Annotated in this window: 9 protein-coding genes; all 9 read left to right on the top strand. The window is 67.6% G+C overall.

The window, feature by feature from the left end:
• Positions 1-164 precede the first annotated feature (164 nt).
• Positions 165-821, top strand: a complete 657-nt coding sequence (locus O0K41_RS09935; protein ID WP_005410282.1) for a glutathione S-transferase family protein — start codon at positions 165-167, stop codon at positions 819-821.
• 62 nt (positions 822-883) lie between these two features.
• Positions 884-3,163 (top strand): transketolase C-terminal domain-containing protein, encoded by a 2,280-nt coding sequence (locus O0K41_RS09930; RefSeq protein WP_164222015.1) that lies wholly within the window; start codon positions 884-886, stop codon positions 3,161-3,163.
• Between the two features lie 3 nt (positions 3,164-3,166).
• A complete protein-coding gene (gene asnB, locus O0K41_RS09925; protein WP_049451492.1) occupies positions 3,167-5,110 on the top strand; it encodes an asparagine synthase (glutamine-hydrolyzing) in 1,944 nt (647 codons plus the stop codon).
• 66 nt (positions 5,111-5,176) lie between these two features.
• Positions 5,177-5,737, top strand: coding sequence for an NAD(P)H-dependent oxidoreductase (locus O0K41_RS09920; RefSeq protein WP_005410279.1), 561 nt, complete (start codon positions 5,177-5,179; stop codon positions 5,735-5,737).
• Between the two features lie 318 nt (positions 5,738-6,055).
• Positions 6,056-7,486, top strand: coding sequence for a replicative DNA helicase (locus O0K41_RS09915; RefSeq protein WP_005410278.1), 1,431 nt, complete (start codon positions 6,056-6,058; stop codon positions 7,484-7,486).
• A gap of 173 nt (positions 7,487-7,659) precedes the next feature.
• Positions 7,660-9,903: a TonB-dependent receptor gene (locus tag O0K41_RS09910; RefSeq protein ID WP_099524149.1), complete on the top strand. Its 2,244-nt coding sequence runs from the start codon at positions 7,660-7,662 to the stop codon at positions 9,901-9,903.
• The gene (locus O0K41_RS09905; RefSeq protein WP_164222013.1) at positions 9,903-11,492 is read left to right on the top strand and encodes an alkaline phosphatase D family protein; all 1,590 of its coding nucleotides are present in this window, start codon (positions 9,903-9,905) and stop codon (positions 11,490-11,492) included. The genes O0K41_RS09910 and O0K41_RS09905 overlap by 1 nt, the downstream gene beginning before the upstream one ends.
• 168 nt (positions 11,493-11,660) lie before the next feature.
• Positions 11,661-11,873 carry a hypothetical protein gene (locus O0K41_RS09900; protein WP_010486834.1) on the top strand — a complete coding sequence of 71 codons (213 nt, stop codon included), beginning with the start codon at positions 11,661-11,663 and terminating at the stop codon, positions 11,871-11,873.
• Positions 11,870-12,139: a hypothetical protein gene (locus O0K41_RS09895; protein WP_164222011.1), complete on the top strand. Its 270-nt coding sequence runs from the start codon at positions 11,870-11,872 to the stop codon at positions 12,137-12,139. The genes O0K41_RS09900 and O0K41_RS09895 overlap by 4 nt, the downstream gene beginning before the upstream one ends.
• The last annotated feature ends 36 nt before the right edge of the window (positions 12,140-12,175 follow it).

The following is a 12,175-nucleotide window of genomic DNA, read 5'->3' as shown; positions in this document are numbered from 1 at the left end:
AGTGCCGGCCGCTGGCCGGCAATCGCTTGGATCCAGCTGCATGGAGGATGCCGGCCAGCGGCCGGCACTACCGGGGTGCCATGCTGCATCCGCGCTTGGCATTCCCTGGCGCACTTGCCAGACTGCACGCAGCCGGCCGCCGGCCGGATCCGATGGAGCAGGCAATGGTGGAAGAGCGCGTCCCGCTGACGGTGCATGGCATGTCGGTCTCGGGCAATTGCCACAAGGTCCGGCTGCTGCTTGAGCAGCTCGGCAGCCGTTACCGCTGGGTGGAAGTGGACAGTGCCCATGGCCAGACCCACACGCCCGAATTCCTGGCGCTCAACCCGAATGCCAAGGTGCCGCTGATCGTCCGCGACGACGGCCGCGTGCTGACCGAGTCCAACGCGATCCTGTTCTGGCTGGCCGAAGGCACGCCCTACCTGCCCAGCGATGGCTGGGAGCGTGCGCAGGCGTTGAGCTGGATGTTCTTCGAGCAGTACACGCACGAGCCGTGCGTGGCGGTAGCGCGCTTCATCCGGGGCTGGACGGCGCCCGACTCGCCACGCCGTGCCGAACTGCCACGCCTGCACGAGCGTGCCGCCACCGCGTTGGCGGTGATGGAGCAGCACCTGCGCGAAGCGCAGTGGTTCACCGGCAGCGGATACGGCATTGCCGATATCGCCCTGTTTGCCTATACCGATGTGGCGGGCGAGGGCGGCATCAGCCTGGAGCCGTTCCCGGAAGTTCGCGCCTGGCTGCAGCGCGTGCGTGCGCAGCCGCGCTTCCTGCCGATGCCGGCGGTGACCGCCGAGGTGCGCTCGCGTTTCGAGGCGGCCTGATGCCCACAGGGTAGCGCCCGGTATTGCCGGGCGGAACGCAACAACGACACGGAGGGTGTTCGATGTTCGCTGTGGTTCCGGATCCGATTCCCGCGCGCATGCGGGGGTTCAACCGCGCCGAGGTGTGCGACGTCAATTTCCTTGAGGCGGTGCGCGGGTGGCGCGGGACGCCGCGCCCGCGACCCGCGGCAGATGCTCCGATCCTGCCGGGCAGTACGCTCACCGCTGCCGCCTTCGATGAACTGTTCGACTCGCAGCTGGCCAGTCGCCAGCTGGACCTGATGGCGCGCGTGCTGCGCGTGCAGAACAAGGTCTTCTACACCATCGGTTCGTCCGGCCATGAAGGCAACGCGCTGCTGGCGCGGGCCTGCCGGCACACCGATCCTGCCTTCCTGCACTATCGTTCCGGCGCCTTCATGGCCGAGCGTTCGCGGCAGGTGCCGGGCATCGACCCGCTGCGCGATGCGGCACTGTCCTTCGCCGCCAGCGCGGATGATCCGGCCAGCGGTGGCCGCCACAAGGTGTGGGGCAGCAAGCCATTGTGGGTGCTGCCGCAGACCTCGACGATTGCGTCGCACCTGCCCAAGGCGCTGGGTACCGCGCTGGCCATCGAGAGTGGCAAGCGGCTGGGGCAGGCGCTGCCCATTCCCACCGACAGCATCGTGCTGTGCTCGTTCGGCGATGCGTCGGCCAACCACGCCACCGCGCAGACCGCCTTCAATACCGCGATGTGGTCGGCCTACCAGAAACTACCGGCGCCGATCCTGTTCGTCTGCGAGGACAACGGCCTGGGCATCTCGGTGAAGACCCCCGATGGCTGGATCGCCGAGCGCTTCAGCCACCAGCCGGGGCTGGACTATTTCTTTGCCGATGGCCTCGACCTGGCCACCGGGCACGCCCAGGTGCAGGCGGCGGTGGAACACTGCCGGCGCACGCGGCGGCCGACCTTCCTGCATCTGCGCACCACGCGCCTGATGGGCCATGCCGGCACCGACTTTGAAGTGGAATGGCGCGCGCTGCCGGAACTGTGCGCGGCCGAGGCGCAGGATCCGCTGCTGCGCTCGGCGCAGATCGCGCTGGAATCAGGCTGGATGGATGCGGCCGCCATCGAAGTGGCCTACGAAACGATGCGCGCGCGCTGCATGGCCGCTGCCGCCGATGCCGAAGGCAGTGCGAAGCTGCAGTCGCTGCGGGAGGTGATGGCGCCGCTGGCACCGTACACCCCTGCAGCGGTGCAGGCCGAAGCGCAGCGCGAGGTCGCTGCCGAAGCACGCGAGGCACTCTATGGCGGTGCCGAGGCATTGCCGGAACGACAGACGCCGCGGCATCTCGCAATCCAGATCAATCATGGTCTGCAGGAGCTGCTGGCCAAGTATCCGCAGAGCCTGCTGTTCGGCGAGGACGTGGCGCAGAAGGGCGGTGTCTACACCGTCACCAAGGATCTGCTGCGCCGCTTCGGGCCGCGCCGGGTGTTCAACACCCTGCTGGACGAGACCATGATCCTGGGCATGGCGCAGGGCCTGGCCAACATGGGCACGCTGCCGATCCCGGAGATCCAGTACCTTGCCTACTTGCACAACGCCATCGACCAGCTGCGTGGCGAAGCCTGTTCGCTGCAGTTCTTCTCCAACGACCAGTACCGCAACCCGATGCTGGTGCGGGTGGCCGGGCTGGGCTACCAGAAGGGTTTCGGCGGCCATTTCCACAACGACAACTCGGTCACCGCCCTGCGCGACATCCCCGGGCTGGTGGTCGGCTGCCCATCGCGCGGCGACGATGCGGTGATGATGCTGCGCACGCTGGCGGCGCTGGCCCGGGTGGATGGGCGCGTGGCGGTGTTCCTCGAGCCGATCGCGCTGTACATGAGCAAGGACCTGCATGAGCCGGGCGATGGCCAGTGGCTGTTCGACTACCCGGCCCAGGGCCGGGCACTGGTGCCGGGCGAAGGCCGTGTTTACGGGCCGGAGGCTGGCGACCTGGTGGTCTACACCTACGGCAATGGCGTGCCGATGGCGCTGCGCGCAGCGCGGGCCATCGAACAGCAGCTGGGCTGGCAGGTACGGGTGGTCGACCTGCGCTGGCTGGTGCCGCTGGATGCCGGCTTCATCGCCAGCCAGGCCGCCAGCGCACGGCGCGTGCTGGTGCTGGACGAGGGCCGCCACAGTGGAGGGGTGGGCGAGGGCGTGGTCACCGCACTGGTCGAGGCCGGTTTCGGCCACCTGCCGCTGCGCCGGGTCTGCGGCGCCGATACCTATACCCCGCTGGCAGGGGCAGCAATGTTCGGGCTTCCAAGCGACAATGCGGTGATTGGCGCCGCCCTTGAACTGGCGCAGGAACCTTGATGCATGTGTGGATTGGCGGGAATGTTGTTGCCGGCGCCGGTGGCGTCGGCCGAGGTGCTGCAGGCGCAGGTCCTGGCCATGGGCGAGGCGCTGCACCACCGCGGGCCGGATGATGGCGGCAGCTGGGTCGATGCCGCGGCAGGCATCGCGCTGGCGCACCGTCGGCTGAGCATTCTCGATCTGTCGCCGCTGGGCCACCAGCCGATGGCCTCGTCCGATGGCCGCTACGTGATGGCCTACAACGGCGAGGTCTACAACTTCGCCGCCCTGCGTGCCGAACTGGAGCCGTTGGGGCATGCTTTCCGTGGCCATTCCGACACCGAAGTGCTGCTCGCGGCGATCCTGCAGTGGGGCATGGAAGAAACCCTGCAGCGTTGCAACGGCATGTTCGCCATCGCGCTGTGGGATCGCCAGGCGCAGTGCCTGTGGCTGGCACGCGACCGCGTTGGCAAGAAGCCGCTGTACTACGGCTGGGCCGGTGACACTCTGGTGTTCGGTTCCGAACTGAAAGCGCTGTGGCAGCACCCGGCGTTCGACAACGACATCGACCGCGACGCGCTGACCCTGTTGCTGCGGTTGGATTACATTCCGGCCCCGCACAGCATCCACCAGCGCTGCTACAAGCTGATGCCCGGCCGCGTGCTGCGCCTGGACGCCGAAGCCGTAGCGGCGGGTGCATCGGCGCATCGCCCGGAGCAGGCGCAGCGCCCGTACTGGGATGCGCGTGCACGCATGCAGGCGGCACTGGCTGCGCCGTTCCAGGGCCGCATCGAGGAGGCAGAGGAGCAGCTGGACGGGCTGCTGCGCGACGCGGTGGCGCTGCGCATGGTGGCCGACGTGCCGGTGGGCGTGTTCCTGTCCGGCGGTACCGATTCGTCGCTGGTGGCGGCGCTGATGCAGGCGCAGAGCGGGCAGCCGGTGCACAGCTTCAGCATCGGCTTCACCGATTCGGGCCACGACGAGGCACCGCTGGCCAGGGAACTGGCCACGCATCTGGGCTGCGACCATACCGAGCTCTACGTCAGCGGCGCGGATGCACTGGCAGTCGTGCCGCAGCTGCCGGCAATGTTCGACGAACCCTTTGCCGATGCCTCGCAGGTGCCGACCGCGCTGGTCGCCCGGCTGGCGCGGCAGGGCGTGACCGTGGCGTTGTCTGGCGACGGCGGTGATGAGCTGTTCTTCGGCTATACCCGCTACGTGCGCGCGCTGCGCAACTGGCAGATGCTGGGCCGCGTGCCGGGCCCGCTGCGACGCTGGATGGGCGCGCGCGCGCAGCACCAGGGCGAGGCCTCGCGGACCGGCGGACTGGCCGCGCTGTTGGCCGAGTCCGGCGCGCGTGGCATTGGCGACGTGTACCGCAACCGCATCTCGCGCTGGCGCGACCCCGCCGCGGCAGTGCCCGGCGCACAGGCCGCCGGCAGCTTCTACGACCTGGCCGATCCGCTGCACGGTGCCGGCACGCCGGCCGACGCGATGATGCTGGCCGATTACGTGACCTACCTGCCGGATGACCTGCTCTGCAAGGTCGACCGCACCTCGATGGCGGTCAGCCTGGAGGCACGCGCGCCGCTGCTGGACTGGCGCGTGGCCGAGTTCGCCTGGTCGCTGCCGCTGGGCTTCAAGCGCAGCGAAACCACCAGCAAGGTGCTGCTCAAGCGCGTGCTTGGCCGCTACGTGCCGCAGTCGATGGTGCACCGGCCCAAGCGCGGGTTCGGCGCGCCGGTCAGCGACTGGCTGAAGGGCGACCTGCGGCCGTGGGCCGAAGATCTGTTGCAGCCGGCGCGCCTGGAGCGCGAAGGCGTGCTGTCGGCGGCGGCGGTGCAGCCGCTGTGGCAGCAGTTCCTGGGCGGCCAGCGCAAGTGGCATACCCACCTGTGGAATGTGCTGATGTTCCAGGCCTGGCAGGCGCATTGGCGGCAGGTGCGGACCCGCGTGACCGGGGGCTGATCTTCACCGGACGGCACGGGCCCGGCGTCTAGGCTGGGCCTCCCGCACCGTGAGGAGTATGTCCCTATGTCCGTCCCCACCATCGCCGTGTTCGTCGGCAGCCTGCGCAAGGATTCCTGCAACCGCAAGCTGGCCCATGCGCTGGAGAAGATCGCTGGCGACCGCGCGCGCTTTCAGTACGTGCAGATTGGTGATCTACCGCTGTACGACCAGGATTTCGATGGCCAGTACCCGCCTCAGGGCACCCGGCTGAAGGATCAGGTGCGCGCCGCCGACGCGGTGCTGTTCGTGACCCCCGAATACAACCGGTCGGTGCCGGGCGTGCTGAAGAACGCCATCGACATCGGCTCGCGCCCCTACGGTGACAGTGCGTTTGCCGGCAAGCCGGCGGCGGTGATCGGCGCCTCCATCGGCCAGATCGGCACCGCCGTGGCCCAGCAGCACCTGCGCAACAGCCTGGCCTTCCTGGACATGCACGTGCTCGGCCAGCCCGAGGCGTTCATCCATTTCAAGGACGGCCTGATCGACGCCGACGGCACGATCCACAACGAGGGCACGCAGAAATTCCTGCAGGGCTACGTGGACCGGTTCCTGGCACTGATCGCGGTGCATGTGAAGGGCGACTGAGACCGATGGGGTAGCAGCAGCCAGGCCGCGGGTCGGGATCCCGGCGCGCAGCGGCGGGCCCTGGCCCCACGTTCCGCTGAGCACCGGAGCCCGTGCGCTGCACGGAATCCGACCCTGGCCGCCTGATCTGCGATAATGACCCACCCGGGCGCCGCAACGGCGCCCGTCGCAGGCACTGCGACGCCCCCGCGCCAGAGTGGCCAGGCACTGGCGGATATCCCCCGTTTCTCCACGGCTTATCCACAGGCTTGTCCATGGCTGCCGGGGTCGGCGCATGCCTACACTCGTCCGGCCCACTTTTGCAGGAAACACCGCAGCATGTCCGCTCGTTCCGGCTTCCGTTCCAACCGCAGAGAGCGCGGTGATGGCTTTGATCGTGATCGCGACGAATCGCGTATCGACCAGTTGCGCGTTCCGCCGCATTCGGTGGAAGCCGAGCAGGCGGTGCTGGGTGGTCTGATGCTGGCGCCGGAGGCCTACGACCGGGTCAACGACCAGCTGACCGAGGGCGATTTCTACCGCCGCGATCACCAGATGATCTACCGCGCGATCCGTGAGCTGTCCGAGCGCGAGCGGCCGTTCGACGCGGTGACCCTGGGCGAGTGGTTCGAATCACAGGGCAAGCTGGAACTGGTGGGCGATGGTGCCTACCTGATCGAGCTGGCGAGCACCACGCCATCGGCGGCCAACATCGTGGCCTATGCCGAGATCGTGCGTGACAAGGCCGTGCTGCGGCAGCTGATCCAGGTCGGCACCGACATCGTCAACGATGGCTTCCAGCCTGAGGGCCGTGACAGCAGTGAGCTGCTGGCCTCTGCGGAGAAGAGCGTGTTCGCCATCGCTGAACAGGGTGCACGCGGCCGTACCGACTTCGTGGCGATGCCTGGCGCGCTGAAGGATGCCTTCGAGGAACTGCGCAACCGCTTCGAGAACGGTGGCAACATCACCGGCCTGCCGACCGGCTACAACGACTTCGATGCGATGACTGCCGGCCTGCAGCCGACCGACCTGATCATCCTCGCCGCGCGCCCGGCCATGGGCAAGACGACTTTTGCACTGAACATTGCCGAGTACGCGGCGATCAAGTCGAAGAAGGGCGTGGCGGTGTTCTCGATGGAAATGTCGGCCTCGCAGCTGGCGATGCGCCTGATCTCCTCCAACGGCCGCATCAACGCGCAGCGCCTGCGTACCGGCCAGCTGGAAGATGAAGACTGGAGCCGCGTCACCAGCGCGATCAAGATGCTGAAGGAAACCAAGATCTTCATCGACGATACGCCGGGCGTGTCGCCGGAAGTGCTGCGTTCCAAGTGCCGCCGCCTCAAGCGCGAGCACGACCTGGGCCTGGTGGTGATCGACTACCTGCAGCTGATGAGCGTGCCGGGCAACAGTGAAAACCGCGCCACCGAAATCTCGGAGATCTCGCGTTCGCTGAAGGGCCTGGCCAAGGAACTGCACGTGCCGGTGATCGCGCTGTCGCAGCTCAACCGATCGCTGGAAACACGTACCGACAAGCGCCCGGTGATGGCCGACCTTCGCGAATCGGGTGCAATCGAGCAGGACGCGGACATGATCGTGTTCATCTACCGCGACGATTACTACAACAAGGAAAATTCGCCGGACAAGGGCCTGGCCGAGATCATCATCGGCAAGCACCGTGGTGGCCCGACCGGATCGTGCAAGCTGAAGTTCTTCGGTGAGTACACCCGCTTCGACAACCTGGCCCACGACTCGGTCGGCTCATTCGAATAACCGTAGTGCCGGCCGCTGGCCGGCAACCACCCCACGGCTTGCAAACCATTCAGAACGCCAATCTTCCGTACGTGGCGTGTAAATGACATGTAACGCGAGGCTTCTACGATTCCGCCGCTGCTGCTCTTCGACGCCGCCCTTCGGCGTCCAGCGTGCCCAAGGAATCCGCCTCCATGCCGTCCCACGCTCCGCTTCGCCGCAATCTGCTGGCCCTGCTGGTCTGTGCTTCGCTGCCGTCGCTGGCTGTCGCTGAAACCGCCCCCGCGACCGACGCGCAGTCGGCCACGACCCTCGATTCGATCTCGGTGATCGGCCGCGGCGAAGCCCGCCAGGTGCAGCGCGTGACCGCCGAGGACATGAAGGTCCTGCCGCCCGGTGCCAACCCGCTGAAGCTGCTGGCGGCCAAGCCGGGCGTGCATTTCGAATCGGCCGATGCCACCGGCGCCTACGAATGGTCCACCAGCATCAGCCTGCGTGGCTTCAACCAGAATCGCCTGGGCTACACCCTCGATGGCATTCCGCTGGGCAACATGGCCTACGGCAACAGCAACGGCCTGCACATCAGCCGCGCGGTGATCAGCGAGAACCTGGGCGGTGCGGAGGTCTCCACCGGCATTGGTGCGCTGGGTACGCCGTCCACCAGCAACCTCGGCGGCGTGTTCCAGTTCTACTCGATCGATCCGTCCACCGAATATGGGGTCGTGCTGGCACAGAGCTTCGGCAGCGACAATGCGCGCCGCAGCTATGCGCGCCTCGATACCGGCGACCACCAGGGCTTTGCCGCTTACCTGTCCGGCGTGTATTCCGAAGGCGACAAGTGGAAGGGCAAGGGCTCGCAGGAACTGAAGCAGTTCAACGGCAAGGCCACCTACAACTTCGGCACGGACAGCAGGATCACCGCGCTGTCCAACGCTTCGCGCCGCGTCGAGGCCGACTACCAGGACCTGTCGCTGGAGATGATCGATCGCCTCGGCTGGGACTGGGACAACTACGCGCCGGACTGGGATCGCGCGGTGGCTGCTGCACGCGGAAAGTACAGTGGTGGCGTCAACAGCCCGTGGGACGCCTATTACTCCGGTCACGGCCTGCGCAATGACGATGTGTCCAGCATTGCCGGTGATTTCGGCCTGAACGAGTCGATGCGCCTGAAGGTCAACGTCTACAACCACAGCAACCGTGGCCAGGGCCATTGGTTCAGCCCGTCCAATCCGTCCAACCCGGGCACCAGCCGCGAGATCCCGATCTCGATCCGCACCACCGAGTATGCGATCGACCGCACCGGCGTGACCTCGGCGTTTACCTGGAACGTGGCGGGCCACGAACTGGAGGCGGGCCTGTGGTACGAAGACAACGGCCACAGCGTGCAGCGCAACTTCTACTACATCGACGGCCCGATCACCGACGACTTCTTCCTGCGCAATCCGGACCAGCGCGTGTGGCACCAGCGCTACACCACCATCACCCGCCAGTTCTACGTGCAGGACCGCTTCCGCCTGTTCGATGACCGCCTGACCATCGACATCGGCGCGAAGTCGCCGCACACCCGCACCCGCGTGCGCACGCCGCTGGGCAGCTATGCCAACAACAGCAGCCTGACCTCGAAGAAGGGCCTGCTCCCGCAGGCGGGCTTCAACTTCAAGCTCAACGAGGGCAACGAGATCTTCGGCTCGTTCGCCAAGAACGTGGCCGCCTACGCGCTGGGCGTGGGCAGCCCGTTCAACGTGCCGCAGGCCGCCTTCGATGCCAGCGCGAAGAACCTGAAGCCGGAACAGTCGCGCACCATCGAGCTGGGCTGGCGCGGCTACGGCCAGGGCTATGAAGCCTCGGTAGCGGTGTACGACGTCAAGTTCGACAACCGTCTGCTGGCCATCGCGCAGTGCGTGGGCATCCTCGGTTGCCCGGCGCTGTTCTCCAACGTCGGTTCGGTAACCAGCCGCGGCGCCGAGGCGACCCTGCAGCTGAAGCCGATGCAGGACCTGACCTGGTCCAACGCGCTGTCGTGGAATGACAGCACCTACGACAACGACTACGTCAACAACGGCGTGGTGCCGACCCGCGGCAAGAAGACCGTCGACACCCCGGAATGGATGTTCGCCAGCACCCTGGCCTGGACCCCGGGCCCGTGGGACCTGCGCCTGGCCGCCAACCATGTCGGCAAGCGTTACGTGACCTATACCAACGACGTGTCGGTGCCCAGCTACTGGCTGGTCAACGCTTCGGTGGCCTATGACTTCGGCACGCTCGGCCCGGCGCAGAACCTGACCGTGGCGCTGAACCTGACCAACCTGACCGACAAGCGCTACCTGTCCTCGATCAATACCAACGGCACCTACGCCGCCGACCCGACCCGCAGCCTGGCGACCATGCAGGTTGGCGCGCCGCGGCAGGTGATGGCCACCGCCACCGTGCACTTCTGATGCGCGGCCCCGTCGATCCGGAAAGCCGTCGTCGCCTGTTGCGCATGGCATGGCAGGGCACGGGGGCGGCGATCGCACTGGCGGCGATGCCGGGGCTGGCCACGGCCGGCCCGCGCCCGCGGTTGGGGCGTGATCCGTTCACCCTGGGCGTCGCCGCGGGCGATCCGGATCCGCAGGGAGCCGTACTGTGGACGCGTCTGGCGCCGGACCCACTCAACGGTGGCGGCATGCCATCGCGGGCGGTGCCGGTGCGCTGGTTCGTGGCCGAAGACCCGGGCATGCGCCGGCTGGTGCAGCGTGGCGTCGCCGCGGCGGTGCCCGAGCTGGCCCATTCGGTGCACGTGGAGGTCAATGGCCTGCGCCCAGGCCGCGACTACTACTACCGTTTTGCCTGCGACGGTGACGAGGAAAGCGCGGTCGGCCACTTCCGCACCGCGCCGCTGCCCGACACGCAGCTGCAGCAGCTGCGGCTGGCCCTGTGCACCTGCCAGGCCTGGAACAGGGGCTACTACCCGGTGCTGCGCGATATCGCGAAGAGTGATGTCGACCTGGTGCTGCATGCCGGTGACTACCTGTACGAGTACAGCCCACTGCAGAACGCGCGCGGACGCACGCTGGATGCGGAACGCTTCAGTGGCGAGACCGTTGGCCTGGAGCGCTACCGCGACCAGTACGCGCTGTACAAGCTCGATCCCGATCTTCAGGCCGCGCACGCCGCCCACGCGTTCGCGGTGATCTGGGACGACCACGAAGTGCAGAACGATTACTCCGGCATCCATCCGGAGAAGCCCGGCGTCTCGACGGAGGACTTCATCGTTCGCCGCGCGGCGGCCTACCGCGCGTTCTACGAACACCTGCCGATGCGTAGTACGCCTGCGGGCAACGGTGGCCTGCGCGTGCATCGGCGCCTGCGTTACGGCGATCTGGCACAGCTTGCGCTGCTCGACTGCCGCCAGTTCCGTCCGGCCAATCCCTGCGGGGTGGGCGAGTCGCCGCGCTGCGACGCTGCGTTGGATCCACGCATGAGCATGCTGGGCGTGGGCCAGGAAGCCTGGTTCGCGCAGTCGATGGCGGCCGCACGCGGCACGCGCTGGAACGTGGTGGTGCAGCAGCTGCTGATGGCGCAGCTGCGGCTGGACGGCGGCACGGCGCGAGAGCGCTTCTGGAACGATGCCTGGGACGGCTATCCCGCCGCACGCAAGCGATTGCTGCAGGCGATGCAGGCAGGCGGGCAGGGCAATGCCATCGTGCTCGGTGGTGACTGGCATTCCACTTTCGTCAACGACCTGAAGCTGGATTTCGACGCGGCCAGCGCGCCGGTCGTCGCCACCGAATTCATCGCTCCGGCGATCAGCAGCGGCGGCGACGACACACCGTACGGGCCGTACTATGGGCCGTCGATAGCGCAGAACCCGCACATCCGCTATTTCGACGGTGACCGCCGCGGCTGGTGGAAGCTCCAGCTGAACCGGCAGACCGTGGATGCGGAGCTGCGCTTCGCCGACAGCGTGCTGCGCGCGGATGCGTCGGTGCGTACTGCGGCGCGCTTCCAGGTCATCCACGGCCGCCCGGGCGCAGTGCCGCTGTGAATCCGTTCGGTCGTGCCGGCCGCTGGCCGGCAACCTGATCAATCTTCGGTTTCCCCACCACCGGATTCATCGCCCCGAGCCGGGTTTCGTCGCAAACCGTTTGCGGGCGGCCAGAGCGGGGCGCCAAGGTGTCCGCAGGCGGCAAGGTGCCGCCACAAGGAGACCGTGATGAAGACCCTGTTCGCGCTCGGCGTGTGGTGCCTGCTGTTCGTGCTGTGCTGGCCGCTGGCGATCCTCGCCCTGATCGCCTGGCCGTTCGTGTGGCTGCTGAGCCTGCCGTTCCGCCTGGTCGGCATCACCTTCTCGGCCCTGTTCGCCTTCCTGCGCGCGCTGTTCATGCTGCCGGCGCGGCTGCTGGGTGGCCGGGCGGTGGCGGCATGAGGGTGCTGCTGCTGGTCGGGTTGGCCCTGCTGGCCGGCCCGGCACTGGCGGAACCGCCGGCACCGGCACCGTCCTCGGCGTGGCTGGAACGGCAGCAGGCGGCCGCTGCCGATGAGGCGGATGCGGCCGCGGCTCGATCCTCGAAAGCGCCCGTTGCCAAAGAGAGCTGTCGGGTCGTGAAGCAATGGAAGGTGGGGGACACCGTGGTCAAGCACCGCGTCTGTGACGACCCGCCAAAGCCGGCGCCGCCGGCCAAGCAAGGGTAGAGCCGAGCCTGCGCTCGGCTGCTTTTCGCAAGGGCC

The sequence above is a fragment of the Stenotrophomonas sp. Sm2128 genome (assembly GCF_030985535.1).
Lineage (GTDB): Bacteria > Pseudomonadota > Gammaproteobacteria > Xanthomonadales > Xanthomonadaceae > Stenotrophomonas > Stenotrophomonas maltophilia.
This window is presented reverse-complemented; position numbering and strand designations above follow the sequence as displayed.